This window comes from Paenarthrobacter sp. NPDC057355 (assembly GCF_042667405.1).
GTDB lineage: Bacteria > Actinomycetota > Actinomycetes > Actinomycetales > Micrococcaceae > Arthrobacter.
On sequence record NZ_JBHVAL010000001.1, the window covers coordinates 312,803 to 330,656 of the forward strand.

The 17,854-nt window shown below is 62.3% G+C and carries 18 protein-coding genes; 4 read left to right on the top strand and 14 right to left on the bottom strand.

All coding sequences use genetic code 11. The annotated features are described in order from the left end of the window. The first annotated feature begins 41 nt into the window (after positions 1 to 41). Complete coding sequence (locus tag ACFUOZ_RS01470; protein ID WP_377543939.1) at positions 42 to 662, top strand: flavin reductase family protein; 621 nt, start codon at positions 42 to 44, stop codon at positions 660 to 662. Between the two features lie 78 nt (positions 663 to 740). Here ACFUOZ_RS01470 and ACFUOZ_RS01475 read toward each other — a convergent pair whose 3' ends face one another. After that, the gene (locus tag ACFUOZ_RS01475; protein ID WP_377543941.1) at positions 741 to 2,120 is read right to left on the bottom strand and encodes an SLC13 family permease; all 1,380 of its coding nucleotides are present in this window, start codon (positions 2,118 to 2,120) and stop codon (positions 741 to 743) included. 11 nt (positions 2,121 to 2,131) lie between these two features. After that, positions 2,132 to 2,953 carry an Asp/Glu racemase gene (locus tag ACFUOZ_RS01480; RefSeq protein WP_377543943.1) on the bottom strand — a complete coding sequence of 274 codons (822 nt, stop codon included), beginning with the start codon at positions 2,951 to 2,953 and terminating at the stop codon, positions 2,132 to 2,134. Between the two features lie 166 nt (positions 2,954 to 3,119). Here ACFUOZ_RS01480 and ACFUOZ_RS01485 point away from each other — a divergent pair, with 166 nt between their 5' ends. After that, positions 3,120 to 3,914, top strand: coding sequence for an IclR family transcriptional regulator (locus tag ACFUOZ_RS01485; protein WP_377543945.1), 795 nt, complete (start codon positions 3,120 to 3,122; stop codon positions 3,912 to 3,914). Between the two features lie 44 nt (positions 3,915 to 3,958). Here ACFUOZ_RS01485 and ACFUOZ_RS01490 read toward each other — a convergent pair whose 3' ends face one another. The 8 genes from ACFUOZ_RS01490 to ACFUOZ_RS01525 form a co-directional block, all read right to left on the bottom strand. Beyond that, positions 3,959 to 5,119 (bottom strand): low temperature requirement protein A, encoded by a 1,161-nt coding sequence (locus tag ACFUOZ_RS01490; RefSeq protein WP_377543947.1) that lies wholly within the window; start codon positions 5,117 to 5,119, stop codon positions 3,959 to 3,961. A gap of 119 nt (positions 5,120 to 5,238) precedes the next feature. Beyond that, on the bottom strand, positions 5,239 to 5,937 hold the full coding sequence (locus ACFUOZ_RS01495) for an alpha-ketoacid dehydrogenase subunit beta (RefSeq protein ID WP_377543949.1): 699 nt from the start codon (positions 5,935 to 5,937) through the stop codon (positions 5,239 to 5,241). A 14-nt stretch (positions 5,938 to 5,951) separates the two neighbouring features. After that, positions 5,952 to 7,610 (bottom strand): hypothetical protein, encoded by a 1,659-nt coding sequence (locus tag ACFUOZ_RS01500; protein ID WP_377543951.1) that lies wholly within the window; start codon positions 7,608 to 7,610, stop codon positions 5,952 to 5,954. A gap of 135 nt (positions 7,611 to 7,745) precedes the next feature. After that, a complete protein-coding gene (locus ACFUOZ_RS01505) occupies positions 7,746 to 8,063 on the bottom strand; it encodes a putative quinol monooxygenase (RefSeq protein WP_377543953.1) in 318 nt (105 codons plus the stop codon). 60 nt (positions 8,064 to 8,123) lie between these two features. Then, the gene (locus ACFUOZ_RS01510) at positions 8,124 to 8,624 is read right to left on the bottom strand and encodes a DUF1097 domain-containing protein (RefSeq protein ID WP_377543955.1); all 501 of its coding nucleotides are present in this window, start codon (positions 8,622 to 8,624) and stop codon (positions 8,124 to 8,126) included. 50 nt (positions 8,625 to 8,674) lie between these two features. After that, on the bottom strand, positions 8,675 to 9,709 hold the full coding sequence (locus ACFUOZ_RS01515; protein ID WP_377543957.1) for an NAD(P)-dependent alcohol dehydrogenase: 1,035 nt from the start codon (positions 9,707 to 9,709) through the stop codon (positions 8,675 to 8,677). Continuing rightward, positions 9,706 to 10,524, bottom strand: coding sequence for a metal-sulfur cluster assembly factor (locus ACFUOZ_RS01520; protein ID WP_377543959.1), 819 nt, complete (start codon positions 10,522 to 10,524; stop codon positions 9,706 to 9,708). The genes ACFUOZ_RS01515 and ACFUOZ_RS01520 overlap by 4 nt, the downstream gene beginning before the upstream one ends. Continuing rightward, complete coding sequence (locus ACFUOZ_RS01525; protein WP_377543961.1) at positions 10,521 to 11,567, bottom strand: amidohydrolase family protein; 1,047 nt, start codon at positions 11,565 to 11,567, stop codon at positions 10,521 to 10,523. Before ACFUOZ_RS01525 ends, ACFUOZ_RS01520 begins: the two co-directional genes overlap by 4 nt. Before the next feature lie 162 nt (positions 11,568 to 11,729). Here ACFUOZ_RS01525 and ACFUOZ_RS01530 point away from each other — a divergent pair, with 162 nt between their 5' ends. Both ACFUOZ_RS01530 and ACFUOZ_RS01535 read left to right on the top strand, forming a co-directional pair. Further along, entirely contained in the window at positions 11,730 to 13,232 is a 1,503-nt protein-coding gene (locus ACFUOZ_RS01530) for a GAF domain-containing protein (RefSeq protein ID WP_377543963.1), read from the top strand. 257 nt (positions 13,233 to 13,489) lie between these two features. Further along, entirely contained in the window at positions 13,490 to 14,323 is an 834-nt protein-coding gene (locus ACFUOZ_RS01535) for an aldo/keto reductase (protein WP_377543965.1), read from the top strand. Positions 14,324 to 14,392: 69 nt separating this feature from the next. Here ACFUOZ_RS01535 and ACFUOZ_RS01540 read toward each other — a convergent pair whose 3' ends face one another. From ACFUOZ_RS01540 to ACFUOZ_RS01555, 4 genes are all read right to left on the bottom strand, one after another. Further along, the gene (locus ACFUOZ_RS01540; RefSeq protein WP_377543968.1) at positions 14,393 to 14,998 is read right to left on the bottom strand and encodes a hypothetical protein; all 606 of its coding nucleotides are present in this window, start codon (positions 14,996 to 14,998) and stop codon (positions 14,393 to 14,395) included. Positions 14,999 to 15,096: 98 nt separating this feature from the next. Beyond that, positions 15,097 to 15,489 carry a hypothetical protein gene (locus tag ACFUOZ_RS01545; protein ID WP_377543970.1) on the bottom strand — a complete coding sequence of 131 codons (393 nt, stop codon included), beginning with the start codon at positions 15,487 to 15,489 and terminating at the stop codon, positions 15,097 to 15,099. A 95-nt stretch (positions 15,490 to 15,584) separates the two neighbouring features. After that, positions 15,585 to 16,304, bottom strand: coding sequence for a response regulator transcription factor (locus ACFUOZ_RS01550; protein WP_377543972.1), 720 nt, complete (start codon positions 16,302 to 16,304; stop codon positions 15,585 to 15,587). Further along, positions 16,289 to 17,842 carry a sensor histidine kinase gene (locus ACFUOZ_RS01555; RefSeq protein ID WP_377543975.1) on the bottom strand — a complete coding sequence of 518 codons (1,554 nt, stop codon included), beginning with the start codon at positions 17,840 to 17,842 and terminating at the stop codon, positions 16,289 to 16,291. The genes ACFUOZ_RS01550 and ACFUOZ_RS01555 overlap by 16 nt, the downstream gene beginning before the upstream one ends. Positions 17,843 to 17,854: the final 12 nt, after the last annotated feature.

Below are 17,854 nucleotides of genomic sequence, written 5' to 3' on the forward strand. Positions count from 1 at the left end.
GCTCAACTGACCCACTCTTGTTTGATCGCTAGGCTGGCAGTATGCGAAACGATTTCAGCCCTTCGGCCACGTCCGCCCGGGACTTTTACCGGCTCTTGACCGCAGTGGTGGTGCCCCGGCCGATCGCCTGGGTTTCGACCGTCTCTCCGGCAGGAACCGACAATGTAGCACCCCATTCCTTCTTCACCGTTGCATCATCCAATCCGCCGATTGTGCAGTTCACGTCGGTGGGTGAGAAGGATTCGCTGCGCTATATCATCGCGTCGGAAGAATTCGTCATCAACCTCGCTCCGGCGACGCTGTTGGAAGAGGTCAACGCCACTGGAACCAATTTCCCGCCGCAGGTCAGTGAGTTCGATGCCGTAGGGCTGACTCGTGAGCCGAGCCTGACGGTGGCAGTGCCGCGCGTCAAGGAATCGCCGGCGGTGCTTGAATGCCGGCTCCATTCCGTGCTGCCGATCGGGGACTCGACGGTGGTTTTTGGCGAGGTAACGCATGCTGCCGTGAGTAGTGCTGTGCTGGATGGCAGTCACCCGCGGATCGACCTGCTCGAGCCACTGGCCAGGTTGGGGCGGGACGAGTGGGGAACACTCGGAGCCGTCCGTAGCCGTAGCCGCATCCGGCTCGGGGACTGGCCGGGAGATTTCGCTCCCAAGGGCTAGGGCCAGCTGGCAGCCAATCCGAGGCAAACAAAAGGGACACCCCAAGCGGGACGTCCCTTTTGTTTTAACCTGTAATTATTAGCCAACGCCGAGCTGGACGAACAAGAACCAGGCCAGAAGCGGTACAACGCCGATCATTGCGATGGCCCACAGCAACAGCGCACGGAAGAACATCCGCTCATCTTTCGGTTGGGCGCTGGCCATCAGCAGGGCTCCGCTGGTGGACATGGGGCTGACGTCAACCACGGAGGAACTGATGGCGATGGCCGTCACGACACCCACAGGAGTGAGCAGCGGGTCCATGGCGATGGGTGCAACCACGGGGCTGATGACGCCCAGGGTTCCTGTGGTGGAGGCGAAGGCTGAAACAATCGCCACCACGTAGCTGGCGATCAACGCCGCGAGGGAACTGTTGCCCAGACCCGCGATGCCTTCCTGAAGTTCCTTCAACGCGCCCATTTTCTCCAGCATGCCCACGTAGGTGACGATGCCGGTGACCAGGATTATGGCTGACCATGGCATGCTTTCCAACGCTGGCTTCTGCACGTTGGAGTCGAGGATGATCAGGACCCCGGCGATGACCAGCGAGGCAACTCCCACATCCATGCCCAGGACGGTGGTGAGAACCAGCAGGGATGCAATTCCCGCGAGTGTGAGGATCCGCATGGGGGTGGCGGCTACCTTGACCGGGGCTGATCCAGCGGCACGTTGCCCCGCAACGGAAGTGCGCGCCGGGGCCGTAAGCACGGCTGTGCCCGATCCTCCCGCGCCATCGGCCGCCGGAGTGGAGGGTCCGCCGTCGTGATCTATGCCAGTGTCCCCGCCGCCGAGCCGCGCCGTCGTTTTCGCAGTCCGGCGCTTCATGATGGCCTGAACCAGAACATAGGCGATCACAGCCAGGACGGCGTTGAAGATGAAGCAGTACGCATACAGCTTCAATGAATCGTCAGCGGCCCCGGCTGCGTCCAACATCTTGTTGCCAAGGACGCCGAAGGGGTTGACGGGGGAGAACGCGCCGGCATTGGCGCCCTGGACGATCACCAGGCCCATGGCCAGGGTGCTGATGCCGAACCGCATGCCCAGCGCCAAGCCAACCGGAGCTACGATGGCGATGGCGGCGGGCGTGAAGGCGCCGGCCGAGGCCAACGCTGCCGTCAGCAGGAACATGAGGATGGGAACCAGGACTTTGCGGTTGCCGGCGAGCCGTTCAGCCCAGTAGGCGAGCAGGTCGATAGTGCCGTTGATCCGTACGATGGCGAAGAGCAGGGTGGCGCCCACCAGGATGAAGAAAAGTCCGGCCGGGAACTGCCCGATGACATCCTTGACCGACATCCCAGCCAGGAGGGTGCCCACGCCGAATGCAGCTATGGTGGCCAGAAGTCCGGCGTTGATCTTGGTGAACGAGCCGACGGCGAAAGCCGCTACGAGCACCAGGAATGCGATGAGTGAGAGCGACATTTGCCCGCCGCCTACGCCTTCGCCGCGGCCAGTATCCCGGCACCGGACAGCAGACTGCCCGCTCCGCTGATGGCCGGTTTGTGGCCCAGCGCTTTGAGAATCTCATACGTAGTGGCGGTGGCTGCCGTGATGACCGGGAGTCCCAGCTCGTCCTCTACTGCCTGGACGGCGGCGAGGGAGGGCATCTGGACGCAGGCGGACAGGACGACGGCGTCGGCGCCTTCGCGCTGCAGGCTGCGGGCCAGTGCGGGCAGGTTTTGCGGGTCAAGGCAACCGACTTCAAGGTTGTCGGCTACCTCGAGGCTGATGGCGTCCAGCACCGTGATGCCCGATCCTTCGATGTAGTCCACCACCATCTTGGTCAGTGGCTTCATGTACGGGGTGATCATGGCGACCCTGTTGGCGCCGATTTCATGCAGGGTTCGGACCAGGGCGCCTGCGCTGCTCGTAACCGGGGCCGGGTGCTCGTTGCCGGAGGCAGCGTCAGCAATGACCCTTTCGGAACCCTCATGCGCTTCGGGACCTTGAGCCATGACGGCGACGAGGCAGGCGTAGGCGATGACATCCACATCGGCGTCGGAAACCGCTTCGGCGCACTGGGCTGCCTTGCCCACCATGGCAAGCAGTTCTTCCCTGGTGACCTTTTTCATGCCGGCGCGGGCGGAGTGGAAGGTGTACTTGTGCCCGGTCGCCTCGGCTTGGCGCCGGAACAACTCCGGCAATTCCGTCTCCATGGTCGTGTTGGAGCTGGGGACGATCAGTCCCACGCGGCTGCTACCAGGGCGCTTGGGCTCGGGGGCCGTTTCGCAGGGGCTGGTGGTGATGTTGCTCATGGAATCTCCACATCATTGTGCTGGGGGCGAGTAGAACCCATAAAGTGGGTTCGCATCTCATAATGTGGGTCACATTGTGGTGGTGTCAAATGGATCACATCCTGTGTCGCCGGAGGCTTCACTAAGCTGGTGCATGCTGGCGTTAAAGAGTTAGGGGTATTGGACTGTGGTGAAAGAACCGGGTGCAGGGGCTTCACCCCTCTTGGTCCTGCATAAGGTGGCGGAGATCCTGGACTGTTTCTCAGTAGATGAGCCGGAGCCGACGCTGCAGCAGATCATCCGCAAGACCGGGTTGCCGTCGAGCACCTGCCAGCGATTGGTCCAGAACATGCTCCGTGAGGGGTTCCTGGACCGCGACGGCGATCGGTACCGGATAGGCATCGGTCTGGTCCGCTGGGCTACCCCCGGAACGTTTGGGCTGGACGTGGTCCGGCTGGTGAAGCCAGTTCTGCAGCAATTGCGCGACGAAACCGGTGAAACCGCCTGCCTGTACGTCCGGGACGGTGCGTTCCGTACCATCGTTGCGGTGGCTGAGACGCGGCATGTGGTGATGCGGCCGTTCATGGTGGGGATGGTCATGCCTCTGCACGCCGGCGCCCCCGGCAAGGTGTTCCTGGCATTCGACCCCGGGGCCTGGGATGCCTTGGACGAGCAAGGGCTGGAGGGCTTCACTCCGGATACCCCGGTTTCCCTGCAGACGCTCAGGCAGCAGGCGGCAGTTGCGCGCGAGCATGGGTATTACGCGGCCTTCGGGGAACGGAACCAGGACGTCGGGTCCATCAGCGCCCCGGTCTTCGACCATGCTGGCCGTCTCGCATGTGCCGTGGGACTGGGGTTCCCCACTCAGCGGATTGGGCCCGCTGATGTAGAGCGGTTGGGGCCGGTGGTGGCCCAAGCGGGGCGGGAAGCCAGTTATGCCCTTGGCTACCAAGGCCGGGGGGATCTGCAGGAGACGTCTTAGACCCTCAGGGTGTAGCCATTGGTCACTGCCGGCATTCAATAGCTTTAGAGGGCCCGCTGCCGCGTTCGACGCCGCTTGAGCGTATCGGAAACTGCGACGCCGATAAGCGGAAGGACAGCGCCCGCAGCGGCGACGAAGGCGGGAACCAGAAGGCTCAGACTTGCCAGCACCGTCAAGGCTGCAATCCCGGCAAGATCAGGTGGTAGGCGCAGGCCCAGCACTTTTCGAGTAAAAAAGCCCCGGCCGGCAAGGAAGAGGGCGGGTCCACCGAACAGGAGCAGGACCGTGGACAGATCGGGACGGGCGACAGGATCGCTGATTACCAGCTGGTCACCAACCGCCACCAGGATCAGGCCCGCCAGTAAGATGAGCAAGGTGTTGCCTGCCAGGATACCGGGCCGGAACTGGTCATCTACCGAAGCAAGCTTTTCCTGGATGTCCTGTTCGAGGCCATGGAAGTAGCACCACCATATCGCGACGCTTCCAATCAGACTTATGGTCCCGGTCAGAAAAATCATTGGATCCGTCAAGTTGCCCGCGATGGCCAGGCCGGTTGAAAGGATTGTTTCCCCGAGCGCGATCAGGTAGAACAACCCGAACCTTTCAAAAATTCGCTCTCCCGGGAGCGGTACCTGGCTTCCTTCGGTCTTTCGGCCTGGCAACCGGTGCGCCAGCATATGTCCGCCCAGATCGATCGCTGCAGCGACGCCCCAGAACATTAGACGTGGTCCGTGATCGAAGAAAACGCCCGCAATCCAGAACGGCGTACTCATACACCCCCAGATGAGGGTGCGCACGAAGTGGTCGTGGGTGGTCCTGTCGAGTCCTACGCTAAGCATCCACGCACCGCGCCCCAGCTGAACCAACAGATAGCTCACAGCAAAGAGCCAGCCGAAGGCACCAAACGCTGAGCCGATTGATGCGTTCATGAACAGCGTGACAAGCATGACGATCAGCAGCATCGACTGCACCTCAAGCCGCGAAGTGTCCAGCAACGTCGCCGACCAGGTCGTGTAAACCCACACTTTATAGACCGCAAGAAGTAGCACGAAGGTCTCTCCGGCGCCCACCCAGGAGAGATGTTCCAACAGATGATGTGATAGCTGCGACAGCGCGAAGACAAAGACCAGATCGAAGAACAGCTCAACTCGAGTGACTCGGTCGCCGGGGGTCACTGAACGCATCAGCGACCTGGCACGGACCATCAGAATCCTCCACTGGACCAGGAACGGACGGACGCCCCCTCCTGCTGTCTGCAAGACTGACGACGGGCTGGAGGAAAGTCAAGGGGGAACGGACGGTGCCGGCCAGCGTCAGGTGGATATCAGCGAACCAGGTTCAGCGCCGCGTTGACGATCGATGCTTCGTCGATGCCGTGGATGCGGTAGGCATCCTGTAGATCGGAGGACTGACCGAAGTCCCTTACTCCCAGAGAGATTGTGCGGTCCCCCCGGGCCCCGGCCAGGAAGGACAAGGTGTGCGGGTGTCCGTCCTGGACCGTGACGAGCGGCGAGGGGGCGTGTCGTGGAAAGAGTACGTCTACGATGTCCAATCCGATTGCCTTGGTTTCAGGGTTCGGCGAATTGCGGCTCTGGAGGGATTCGAAGACCAAGTCAGGGCTGGTGAGGCAAATGACGCCGGCCGTGATGCCAAGTGACTTTAGCCGTGCGGCCGAGGCGATGACCTCGGGCATCATTGCCCCGACGCCTACCAGAGTGACCCTGTCTTCGACCGGGTCATGATCGCTCAGCCGGTATCCGCCGGCCACCGCGTGCCTACGGCGCCGCTCCAGCAGCACCGCGTCCGTCGGTAGGGCGGCCAGGCTCTGATCCAGTGGGCGGGTGGTGAGCCGGAAGTACGCTGAGCGTCCTCCGGGAATACCGATCCGGCTCATGGCTTCGAGCATGCACCATTCCAGATCCTGGGCGAAGGCTGGCTCCCAAGCTGTACATTCCGGCTGTTCCAGACCGATGGAGGGAGTGGTGAGGGACTGGTGGGCGCCTCCTTCCGGTGCCAGAGTCACACCAGACGGTGTCCCTACCAGGATGGATTGGCCTCCGGCGTACATCCCGAAGGACCACGGTTCGAGGGCGCGGGCCAGAACGGGTCGTAGATGGTGGCGATCGGGATCAGCGGGTGGCCCCAGCGGCTCCAAGTGGATCCAAGTTCGGAGACCAGGCCCACGAGGTTGGTTTCGGCGATGCCGAGTTCGATGTGTTGGCCATGGGAGTTCTCAATCCAGCGGAGGACCCGTTCGACGTCGTCCGCGAACCAGTCCTGGCGTTCACCAACGGACCAGACTCCGGTTTTGTTGATCCAGCCGCCGAGGTTGGTGGAGGAAGCAACGTCGGGGCTGCAGGTGACGACACGGTGGGCCACCTCAGGCACTGCCCGTTTCAGGTCGGACAGGAACCGTCCCAGGGCGGCTTGCGTGGAGATTCTGTCACCGTAGCTCCATGGCAGGGAAGCGGGGAGTTGGGGGGATGGGGCCAGCTCGGGGTGCCGGCGCCTGAGCCGGAGCGATGCTCGGGAGCAAGCTCGTTCTTCGACAGTGCCCGGCTGGAATTTGCGCCATGGATCGCCAAGGTCCATCCCGGAGGCTTCGGCCAACGTCTCCATCTGATCTGTGGACAGGAGCGCAGCGTGGTTGTTCGGATGTCCTTCCGTGGCAAGGCCGCGGCCCTTGATCGTGTATGCAAAGATGACGGAGGGTCGGGTGGGGTCGACTTGCTTGTAAGTGTCGAGTAGCAGTCCGATGTCATGTCCTGCGAGATCTCGTACCGCGGCTGCCTGTTCCGTGGCGGTGAGGGAACTGAGCAGGGTTTCCATGGCGGGGGTCGAATCGCTCGAGCGCAAGCGGTCGAAGATCTCTGAGTCGGGGGAGCGGAGCATGCGCTGGTATTCCTCGTTGGGCATGGTCTCGAGCCGGCGGCGTAGATCCGCACCGCCTGGGAGGGCGAAGAGCTCATGGATCCGGGTTCCCCACTTCCGGGTCAGGACCTGCCAGCCAGCGGCTTCGAACATGCCCTGCAGGCGCATGATCTGTGAGTCCGGTACCACCCGGTCCAAGGATTGGCGGTTCAAATCGACGATCCAGAGCAGCTCGCCGAGTTGCGCCACGGAGGGGTCGGCGACAGCTTCCCAGATGGCGCCCTCGTCCAGCTCGGCGTCGCCCAGGAGTCCGATGAAGCGACCGGATTTCCGTGATGCAGCGTACCTGTCGCTGACGAAGCGGTGTGCGATGGCCGCCCAGATGGTGGCCGTGGCTCCGATACCCACACTCCCGGTGGAAAAGTCCACCGTGTCAGGGTCCTTTGACCGGCTGGGATAACTCTGCAGGCCGCCCTTTTGACGGAGCGTGCCGAGTTTGTGTTCTTCCAGGTCGCCCAAGAGGTAGTTGATGGCGTGCAGGACCGGGGAGGCGTGGGGCTTGACTGACACGCGGTCGGCCTCGGTCAGTTCGGAGAACCAGAGAGAGGTCATGATTTCAACCATGGAGGCGCTGGAGGACTGGTGGCCGCCGACCTTGATGCCGCTGGCGTTGGGGCGGCCGCGGTTGGCGGCATCCACAATTGCGGTGGCGGTCCAGCGCACCCGCCGGGCAATACTCTCCAGAACTGCTGTCCCGGACCCTGCATCCCCATGGTCGGCTGTGCCCGGGATTGCTGCTGTGGTCTGAAAATCTTCCACCCTCATGATGGTCTCCTGTACAAAGTAAGAGTTACGCGCGCGGTGCTGTTCTGCTTTGGATATCCGGGGAAACCCCCTGCGGGGCTCCCCCGGAAGACGCTTCATCACAGCGGTAAACAAGAGGTTCTCAAGGCGATCCGGTTAGCTGACTGCGAGTTCACCCAGCTTCGACCAGCCTTCCACCTTGACGTTGACTATGTCCGGCGTCGCCGAAAGATATCTGGGAAGCTTCTCGCGAGCTTCCCTGAAGTGGGCCGACTGCACGTGGGCTGCGCCGGACTCATCGTCGCGGAACGCCTCAATCAGGACGTAGGTGCACGGTTCTTCGATGGAGCGGGACCACTCGAAGAACAAGCAACCTTCCTCGGCGTTGGTTGCGGAGGTGAAGTCCTTGGAGATTTCGGGCCACGCGTCGGCGTGAGCAGGCAGGACGGAGAATTTTGCGGTGATAAAGATCAATTCTGTTTCCCTTTGGTAAGCCCGTTCGGAGGGACAGGGACCGACGTTGCGGGATAGTGGTCAGGCTGTTTCGACTGGACGTTTCTGCTCATCGGCCGCTGGTACAGCAGGGCTCTTACTGATGAGGGCTTGTATACGTTCGCCCAGAATCGCCGAAACCCAGCCCAGTCCGGCGCCGATGACGAGGGCAGTGACGGTGGGCCACAACGACAGCTGCGTTCCGAAGAACACGGCTGTCCCGGCGAACGCGCCCGGGATGAAGGAGAGCGGCGCCCAGCCTGCTTGCAGGCACATGGCAAGTGCGGCGAGCGCCACGGCAATGGCGAGCGCGCCGGGGAATTGCGCCCAGCTGGTCAGTAGCGCAACCAGCCACCCGTAGATGACGCCGGACAGGTTGGCCGCGAGTCCTTTGGAAAATCCTGCCCGGTTTCCTCCTGCGGCGAAAAAGCATGCCCATGCGACGAACGCCACCCAGGTGATGAGGCCAAGTTCGACGCTTATCTGGGTCCAGATTCCGGCTAGTGCACCGACGGCAATACCTACGCCAATGTATGGTTTCATGTCGATTCTCTCTATTTTGTTGATGCGTCGGTCCCCTAGGGCTGGTTTCTTTAGGGCACGAGGATGGCCCGGCCGCGCACTTTGCCCGCGTCGAGGTCGCTGATCGCCTGCTGGAAGTCATCGAGGGCGTATTTCTGGGTGTGAAGGGTGACGGCACCCCGGGCCGCCAGGGCCATCAGGTCCTGAAGATCGTTGTAGGAGCCGACAAGGTTGCCGATGATGTTGATCTCGGCTGAGACGATGTCGATGGTAGGGACGTCGATGTTCTCTCCGTAGCCGACTACGTAGTAATCGCCTGCCTGACGCAGCATGGCGAGGCCTTGGGCGGTCGCGCCGCCTTCGCCAACGAAGTCGATGAGTGCCTCCGCTCCGTGACCGCCGGTGAGGGCCATGACCTGCTCGACCTGTGACCCGTCAGCCAGCACGCCTTCATGTGCTCCGATTTTCTTGGCCAGGTCCAGGGCAGCTGGGTTACGGTCGACAACGATGATGCGGGCCGGTGTCAGGGCTGTGAGGACTTGAATACCTATGTGGCCCAGCCCGCCGGCGCCGATGACAACGCATGTATCCCTTGCGGTCAGCCGCTTCGCCGCATTGGCGGCCGCATGATAGGCGGTGAGGCCGGCGTCGGCCAGGGCTGCGACGTCGGCAGGCTCCAGGGAGTCGTCGATTCTGACGACGGAGCGGGCGGAAGTCAGCAGGTATTCGGCATATCCGCCGCTGGTGTCGATACCGGGGAACTTGCTCTGTTCGCAGTGCACGTCGTCTCCGGAACGGCAGGCACGGCATAGGCCGCACGTGATGAGGGGGTGCAGGATGACTTTGTCGCCTTCCTTAACGTTGGTAACGGCGCTACCGACTGCGTGCACCCATCCGGAGTTCTCGTGGCCGATGGTGTAAGGCAGGTGGACCTGCGACTTTTCCGCCCATTGGCCCTCGAGAATGTGGAGGTCCGTGCGGCATACCCCGGCTCCGCCGATTCTGACGACGACGTCAAAGGGGTCGGTGACTTGGGGAACCGGCACTTCTGCCATTTTGAGGCCCTCGTGGTAGCCGATGACCTGAATGGCCCGCATGGTGCTCATGGGTGAATCTCCTTGACTGTAAGTGGAAGTAGTTCGTGGTGGTCTGCGGCTTCAGCGCCCTCGGGTCGTGCTGTCTGGTCAGCGCCGGATCCTTCATAGCGCGTCCGCAGCAGACCCCGGCAGAAATGGGCGTTTCCATCAATGGAAATGCGTGTCGAGCGGGCTCGACGCAGAGCCATCGGAACCGCGTCCGGAGGATAAGGCTGCCCTTCGTGGTCAACCAGGACAATCGAATCCGCACCCTCGGGCAAGCCAAGTGCTGACCGTCGGCGCAGCAGCGCCTCCTTGTTCCGCCCGGCAGGAAGGTCCCGGAGACGGATGGTTCCCATCGCCGTCGCCTCGAGGCTGGCGTTGCTGCGCAAGAGATCAGTGAGGCACCGTTCCATTGCTGCGGTGTGAGCCTTGCGCCGGAACATTTGCCGCAGCTCGTCCAGACTGTCCTCGGCTTCATGCAGGAACGTGCCCCGGTAGCCTGCGTCCGCGGCGAGTCCGGCGTTGATGAGATCGGAGTCGTGGTGGTCGTCCAGCTCGACCACCACCTGTGTCACAGCTGGTAGCGCAGAGATCACATCCTTGCTGTCGGACGCCATCAGGTAGGCAAAATTGGGCGAGCAGAAGGAAGTGGGCAGGCGCAGGTGAACTTCCACCCGGGTGCCACCGGATCCGGCCTGGACGTCGAGGGAGCGAACGAAGCCAAGATCGGTGATCGGTTCATCCAGTTCCGGGTCGAACACCGCGCCCAAGGCACGGCGGATGTCCTCCTCCGTGACATCCCAGCTGGATAAAACTGCTGGATCGACGTGCAGGGCCGTCACCGGACGCCTGCCAGGTCGGCGCGTTCAGGCTGTCGGGGTCCTGTCTTCGTCTCATCCGCAGAGGGGAGTTGAAGCTCCGCAGGTACCGGGATGTCGTACATCCTGGAGGCATTGAGACCCAGGATCTTCTTCTTCTGGGCTGTAGTGAGCGGGGCATATTCGGTCATGTCTTCCGGGATCTGGAAGTCAACGAACCCCTCGACCAGCCAGCGGGGTGTCCAGATGGCGTAGTCACTGGAGAACTGGATCCGGTCCTCGCCGATCCAATAAATGAGCTCGCCGATGATCTGGGCGAAGTACCGCGGCCGCGTGTGCATAAAGGGCATCGCGACGGCCAGGCCGCCATGAACATTGGGCTCCTGCGTGGCGATCCAGCAAAAGTCTTCCAGTCGGGGGAGGCCGACGTGCTCGACCACAAAGTTCAGATCTGTGAAGTCTGAGGCTGCATGATCGACGTCGGCGACGTCGAATGCGTCCCGGTCGAGCGGGCGTACGGTAGGTCCTTTGTGGATGTGTATGTTCTTGATGCCGAGTTTGCGGCACTCCTCGAAGTACCGGTAGGACCACGGGTCCGAGAGCTTGTATCCACGCGATTCGCCGTGCCACTCGGCGGTGTACAGCTTCACGCCTTTGAAGCCCATCTTTTCGTGATCGGCGCGCAGCCGGTCGAGACCCGCCTCACCATCCCGGGGGTCATAACAGTGGTTGTACGTGAGCTTGTCCGGATTCGCAGCGGCCAAGCCGTACGCCTCCTCGACCTGCGCGAAGCCGTTCTTGTAGAAGGCGCCGAGGTAGGCCGGCTGAAAGATCGCGTGGTCGACGTAGCCGTCCTCAAACAGATCCTTCATGAGGCGCTGGCCGCCTTGGTAAAGGAACTCCTCATAGCTCCACTGTTCCGCGTCGGGAGAAAGGTTGCGGTGGTAGTCGTAGAAGCAGTCGATGAACTGCTTACCAGGGATGTTCCGCTGATTCTCCGGGCGAGCGTCCCACAATGCGATGTGGGCGTCGACAATAAAGTAGTTTTCGCCGTCTTTGCTGTACATGTCCGGTCTCCTTCTGGCGACTGCCGTAGTCGCGACAAGATCGAGATTAGGCTGATGGAACAGGCGTCAACATGTGGTGTGTGTCTCATTTTGAGACGGTCCTTTTCTGATGGGTGTAGTGAAACCAAGTAACCTCGAAATATGGAGACGAGGAGGGCGGCAATGATGCCGAACAAGGACGACGGGACTGCCGGCCTCGCCCGCAATGACGTGGACCAGCTCGCCACTTCTGGCAAGCGCCTCCTTGCTTCCTGGCAGCGGAGTGAGGAATACGGGGTTTCCGCCGAAGCAGTAGACCCGATGTGGGCTGGCCCTGGAGGGGCTGACTCTCTGTTTTTCCAATGCGGCCAGGAAGTGCTCACCGGCCTCTACAGCACGCTCGCGAACGAACCCGTAAGCCTGATGCTTACGGATGCCAACGGCCTGCTCCTGAACCGCTTCAGCGGAGACACCTCCCTCTTGAGGGCGCTCGACAAGGTCCATCTGGCACCAGGGTTCGCATTCTCCGAAAGGGATGCCGGGACCAACGGCATGGGATTGGCGCTCGCCGACCGCATCCCGACCCTTGTCCGCGCGGAAGAACACTACAGCGCCAGTCTCCGGACTTACACCTGCGCGGCTGTGCCTGTCTTCGATCCGGTCAGCGGCTTGTTGGAAGGCAGTGTCAACATCACGACGTGGTCCCGCTCATCCCCGCAGTTGCTCCTGGCTTTGGCGGAATCGGCTGCGGGCAACACCTCAGCCCTGATGCTTTCAAGGTCACAGGGCCGCAAAGGAAAATCCGGACCTAAGGGCGGCGTCTTCCGCATCCAGAGAGGCAAGCTCGAGCCGGCAGCGGGAACAGTGCGCAGAATGTCGTCGGCCTGGACAAACGCCCTCGACCAGGCGAGTGGTGCCCTGGCGGCAGGACGGGTAGTTGCCGCGGTAGGGGAGCAGGGCGCCGGACGCGCAACTCTCCTGGCCCAGGCCTTGCGCCAAGTTCAACCCGGGAGCCGCATCATCTCAGCGGCCGTCCCTGCCCCGGTCGACGTCGACGCCTGGCTGTCCCTGTGGGCACCCGAACTGGCCAAACCAGCCACCTCTGTGATAGTCGAAAATGTAGATCTGCTGCCTGCGTGGGCGGCACAGGAACTCCACGCCCAAGCCCTCCGGGCAGTTAGCTCGCTTCCCCTCTCCCAGGGCGGGAGCACACCAACGCTCACATGGGCTGTCACTGCTGCAAGGCACGACGGCATCCCGCAACCCCTGGCAGGCATGGTCGATACGGTGATTCCTGTTCCTGCCCTGCGGGAACGCGGCGAGGATGTCCTGCACCTGGCCAGCTACGCCGCCCGCCAGTCCCGCCTGCGGGAAATCCACTTCACCGGCGCTGCAGAAAAAGCACTGATGGCCCATAACTGGCCGGAGAACATTGATGAGCTTTTCACCGTCATTCACGCCGCCGCTGTCCAGACAGAGACCATTGACGTGAGCCATCTCCCTGCTTACCTTCTGGGCGGCAGCAGCCGGCACCTGAGTCGGATCGAGGCGATGGAACGCGACGAGATTGTCCGCTGCCTCTCCACGCCGGGTGCCACCGTAGTCGGCGCTGCAGCAGAGCTGGGCATCAGCAGGGCGACAATCTACCGCCGTATGGCCAGGCTGGCGATCGCAATACCGAAGTAGGTACGCACCATCCACCCTTTAACTTTCCATGATCGTGGATGCCCTCTTTTTGGTGGTGCCCTGGACAGCTACGGGGGAGGACGCACTACGGAACGCGAAGGAGCTTGGCGCAGCGACATCGCTTAAGGCGTCACCTATCGCGAGCCGCTACGGCGGGGTACGTTGGAGAAACAGCCGTGTTTGGCCACGGTCCGGACGGCATGTGCTGGACGCGGTGCATCCAACCACTGGAGCTGGACCTTCTGACGGGAGCTGCTATGCGCGAGATACTTCTTCCATCCGGTGAGGCCGTTCCGGTGCTTGGGATCGGAACGTGGGGCATGGGTGAGCAACCCGGTAACGCAGCACGCGAAACAAGCGCGATCCATACGGCCTTGGACCTGGGTATGTCCGTAGTTGATACCGCGGAGATGTACGGCAACGGCTCGGCCGAGGAACTTGTTGGAAAAGCGCTGGCAACACGCCGGAACGAGGCGTTCCTGGTCACCAAAGTCCTACCGCATCACGCCACCTTGCGCGGAACAATCGCTGCATGCGAAGGTAGCCTGCGCCGCCTGGGAACTGACAGCATCGATCTCTACTTATTGCATTGGCGGGGCAACGTTCCCTTGGCCGAAACACTCGAAGCCTTCGAACACCTGCAGCAGGACGGGAAGATCCGGCACTGGGGTGTCAGCAACTTCGATGTGGCGGACATGGAAGAACTCCTGCGCCTGCCCGGCGGCCGGAAAGCCGCCACTGACCAGGTGCTGTACAACCTGACCCGGCGGGGCATCGAATTCGATCTGATGCCACACTGCGTCGGGAACGGCATCCCGGTGATGGCATATTCACCGCTTGAGCAGGGGCGGATGCTGAATGATCCTGTGCTGCTCCGGATCGCGGCCGAACACGGCGCCAGCCCCGCGCAGATCGCCCTGGCGTGGGTGCTCAGGCAGCCGCTGGTTATCGCCATTCCCAAGGCTTCAAGTCCGCAACACGTCCAGGAAGTCCACCGCTCCCTCAGCATCGAGCTCACACCACAAGATCTGGCTGACCTGGATAGTGCTTATCCTCCGCCTACCCGCAAAGCCATGCTCGAGATGATCTAGGCGACTACCTCGTGCAGCAAACGCCCCTGCCACCTTCAGGCTCGGGCGTCGAGCCGGCCAATCGTACTGTCAGCGCCGCCCAGCCTTTCGTGCAGCATTTTTCAGGGCCTTGCGGGACACCGGCTTGAGGGCTTTACGGGCAGCCTCTTCGGCGATGGCACGGTGGCGGCGGGCGTCGATCACGTCATTCCAGAGGGCCGTGGCAAATGCTCCGCCATCCTGGGCGTAGACGTTATACGGATAACCGGAAAAGGCTGCGGGCGGTGTCCCTGCGGGGAGGTCAGCACCGGATACCCGCGCCGCGGCGTCGGCGATGGCCCAGGTCTCCGTCAGATGGTGAGTCAGGTTATCCTGCACAAAGACATTGGCGTCGGGGGACTGAGCAGCCCGTTCCAGCAGGGAGTCAAGCCGTTCGGTCAGCAAGTCTGCGACCGCGTTTTGGAGAGGCGCCCCGTCAGCCGTGGCGTTGAGTCGAGCCTCCTGCTCAGCGACGGCGTCCTCCCAATCGCTGGTCCGGCGGAAGGTCTGCCAGGTGGGAAACCAGACGATCTCCCCCGTGGCATGGTTGTGGATGTGCTGCAGGCCGCCATTTTTCTCGGTGGACGCATGATCATGTCCTGCGGCGTCAGCGTCGGCCAGTAGTTCGGACAAGGTTTTCACGGTTGAGGGGTTCATGGTGATGAGTGGGTGCTTTCCTGTATGGCGGGGCTTGCTTTCCGTTCATCAACACAACCCGTGGCGGGCGGTGACTATTCCGCTCGCGCAGCCGGTCTTCAGTCGTCGGAAGCGTCCCGTTGACGGAGTCCGCCTTTATCGTCGTTGAGATCGTGTGTGGCGCCGTCGTCCGAGACGCCCGGTGCGCGGAGTCCGCCTTTGTCATCGACCTGGACGGGAGGCAGTGTCACTGGTTCGGCCGGGACGATTTGGGTCGCCGGTGTGTGCTCGGGCACCGCAGTCATGCTTGCTGTAGGTCCGGGGACGGCGGAGGGCGAATTGTCGGGTTTGGGTGAATCTTCAACCGTGGCGGGCTTCGTACTGTAGTCGGCGTTGGGGACCACGACGCCGGGGGAGACAGTGGGAGGCGGCCCGGCATTTGCTTGAATCCAGACGGACAGGCCCGCAGTGCCGAGAACGGCAGCGAGTGGGAGGTACCAGATCTTTGACATCGGTCGTCCTTTCGTTTGCTTGTGCTAACCACTCTTCCTTGCCGCTGTGAAAGGGGAATGAAACTTCCATGAGGGACCTCTCATTCATTGTCCAGTCATCCGTGCGGGGTCGAGCCCCCGTGTGCTGCGTCAGTTCGCGCTTTGCCGGCCGGGATGGGAGTGAACCGGTAGCCGGCGCCCCGAACTGACTGGAAGTGCTCCGGACCGAGCTTCGCACGGAGATATCCGACGTAGACGTCCACCACGTTCGACGCCCCTTCAAAGTCGTAGCCCCAGACCCGGCTAAGCAGCTGTTCACGGCTCAGCAGCTTGCCTGCGTTGTCCACGAACACACGTGCCATGGCGAACTCACGGGCGGATAATTGGACCGAGCGGCCACGGACGGTGGCGCTGCGCAGGTCCACGTCAAGGCTGACGTCGCCGCTTGCAGGAGCCGTGTCCTCCTGCACTGCCGGGTTGTCCCGCAACCTGAGGCGGATGCGCGACAGCAGCTCCTCGAAACGGAAGGGCTTGCTCATATAGTCATCTGCGCCGCCGTCGAGCGCCGCAAGTGTGTCCGGAAGTGAATCCCGTGCCGTCAGGACGATAACCGGCACAGCGCAGTTCATGGCACGCAAGGCGGACAACACCTTGAATCCGTCCATACGGGGCATCCCGATGTCCAAGATCAACAGGTCGAATTCACCGGAACTGCCATAGTCAAGTGCCCGTATGCCGTCACCGACAGAGGTAGTGGTGTGGCCGGCCGCGGTAAGACCTTTGGCAATGAAGCCGGCGATCCGTGGTTCGTCGTCCGCGATCAGGATGCGAGCCATGATGTACCCGACGGCAAGACCAGGACGAACCTGCTTCCCACGTTGACACGTGATGAAAGCCGGACAGAACCGCCGTGTGCTTCAGCGATTGCTTTAACAATGGGCAATCCCAAACCAGATCCTTCGGAGCCCCGGGACACCCCGGCGCGGGCGAACCGGTCGAAAATGCGTTCCTGGTCCGCGGCGCTGATGCCGCAACCGGTGTCGGCCACCCAAATTTCGATGGTGGGCCCGTGATGCCTGTCGCCGGAAGGGCCGGTCTCGACGGCTGACCATGCCGCGCCGATGGAGATGATGTCCCCGGGTTCGGTGGATTGCACGGCATTGGCCGCGAGTTGTTCAATGGCCTGAGTCAGGCGACCGCGGTCTGCCTGGAACCAGCCGCCCGGCAGTTGTTCAATCTGCCAGTGCCGCTCTCCCAGGACGCGGACCCGTTCCATGGCAGCTTCAAGAAATGAATCGGCGTCAACCCAGTCCGGCCGGATAAAATCGGGCCGGCCGCTTCGGGCAAGGAGGAGGAGTTCGTTGACCAGGGACTGCATCCTGTCCACCTCCTCCAGGAGCAGAACCCTGGTTTCCGCGACCTCGAGGGCATCGGAGGGCTGAAGGAGCTGAAGGTGACCGCCGATGATGGTCAGGGGCGTCCGAAGTTCGTGGCTTGCGTCATCGACGAATTGGCGCTGGTCCTCAATCCCCGCCTCAAGACGGTCCAGCATTCGGTTGAAGTCGGTGGCCAGCTGGGACACGTCGTCGTCGCCGGGCGGTACCGAAACGCGACTGCTCACGTCCTCGAACGTGGTGGTTTCTGTTGCCTGGCGCAGGCGTCGAATGGGAACGTACAGGCGCCCCGTTACCGCGTATCCCACGCCACCTGCCAGCAACAAGATGGCCACCGATACTGCGGCGAAGGTTCCGAAGGAGGCTACCATCTGCTCCCGTTGTTGGCCGATCTCGTTCCCTGCCACCAAGAGGCCCTGTGGAGGATTTCCGTCCAGCGACACTGGGGTGACGGCCAGCCGGACCGTACGGCCGTCCACATTTACGTCCCGCAAGGCTGTGGAGCCGTTCATGGGCATGGCGAGGACGGTCTCGAGGACCTGGGGATGGCCCAGGGTGCGAGCCTGTGCTCCGGCGGGCAGGAATGTGTTTCCTCCAGCAATGGTGGCCATCACGGACTCGTAGCGGCCAGGCGTTACGCCACGAAGGAAGACAGTGAAGAGGTCATCAAGGGAAGCATAGGGTCGGCCATCGGAAGTGCCTTGGTCCACGATTTCCTGGAGGCGTGAGGACTGGTGAAGAAGATCCTCGCTGACGCGGCTGTTGAGCTCCCGAAGGCCCAACGCCAGTGTTGTGGTTCCGGCCACGAACAGTCCCACCGCCAGGAAGGCCAGGACCGTTGCCAGAACCCTGATCCGGACGGTCTGCAATGCTGCCCGGAGGGCGTGCAATCTTGCCTTGGCCGTTTCTGGAAAAGAGGTACCGAACCCTGACAGGGTTCCATCGGCCGGAGCAACGGCGGTATTTGTTCGCGGTTCCATGTGGCGCTCCGA

Bases quoted from the DNA above. Each gene is read 5' to 3' on its own strand.
- ACFUOZ_RS01470 (WP_377543939.1), top strand. From the start codon at position 42: ATGCGAAACGATTTCAGCCCTTCGGCCACGTCCGCCCGGGACTTTTAC.
- ACFUOZ_RS01475 (WP_377543941.1), bottom strand. From the start codon at position 2,120: ATGTCGCTCTCACTCATCGCATTCCTGGTGCTCGTAGCGGCTTTCGCC.
- ACFUOZ_RS01480 (WP_377543943.1), bottom strand. From the start codon at position 2,953: ATGAGCAACATCACCACCAGCCCCTGCGAAACGGCCCCCGAGCCCAAG.
- ACFUOZ_RS01490 (WP_377543947.1), bottom strand. From the start codon at position 5,119: ATGGTCCGTGCCAGGTCGCTGATGCGTTCAGTGACCCCCGGCGACCGA.
- ACFUOZ_RS01500 (WP_377543951.1), bottom strand. From the start codon at position 7,610: ATGAGGGTGGAAGATTTTCAGACCACAGCAGCAATCCCGGGCACAGCC.
- ACFUOZ_RS01510 (WP_377543955.1), bottom strand. From the start codon at position 8,624: ATGAAACCATACATTGGCGTAGGTATTGCCGTCGGTGCACTAGCCGGA.
- ACFUOZ_RS01515 (WP_377543957.1), bottom strand. From the start codon at position 9,709: ATGAGCACCATGCGGGCCATTCAGGTCATCGGCTACCACGAGGGCCTC.
- ACFUOZ_RS01525 (WP_377543961.1), bottom strand. From the start codon at position 11,567: ATGTACAGCAAAGACGGCGAAAACTACTTTATTGTCGACGCCCACATC.
- ACFUOZ_RS01530 (WP_377543963.1), top strand. From the start codon at position 11,730: ATGATGCCGAACAAGGACGACGGGACTGCCGGCCTCGCCCGCAATGAC.
- ACFUOZ_RS01535 (WP_377543965.1), top strand. From the start codon at position 13,490: ATGCGCGAGATACTTCTTCCATCCGGTGAGGCCGTTCCGGTGCTTGGG.
- ACFUOZ_RS01540 (WP_377543968.1), bottom strand. From the start codon at position 14,998: ATGAACCCCTCAACCGTGAAAACCTTGTCCGAACTACTGGCCGACGCT.
- ACFUOZ_RS01545 (WP_377543970.1), bottom strand. From the start codon at position 15,489: ATGTCAAAGATCTGGTACCTCCCACTCGCTGCCGTTCTCGGCACTGCG.
- ACFUOZ_RS01550 (WP_377543972.1), bottom strand. From the start codon at position 16,304: ATGGCTCGCATCCTGATCGCGGACGACGAACCACGGATCGCCGGCTTC.
- ACFUOZ_RS01555 (WP_377543975.1), bottom strand. From the start codon at position 17,842: ATGGAACCGCGAACAAATACCGCCGTTGCTCCGGCCGATGGAACCCTG.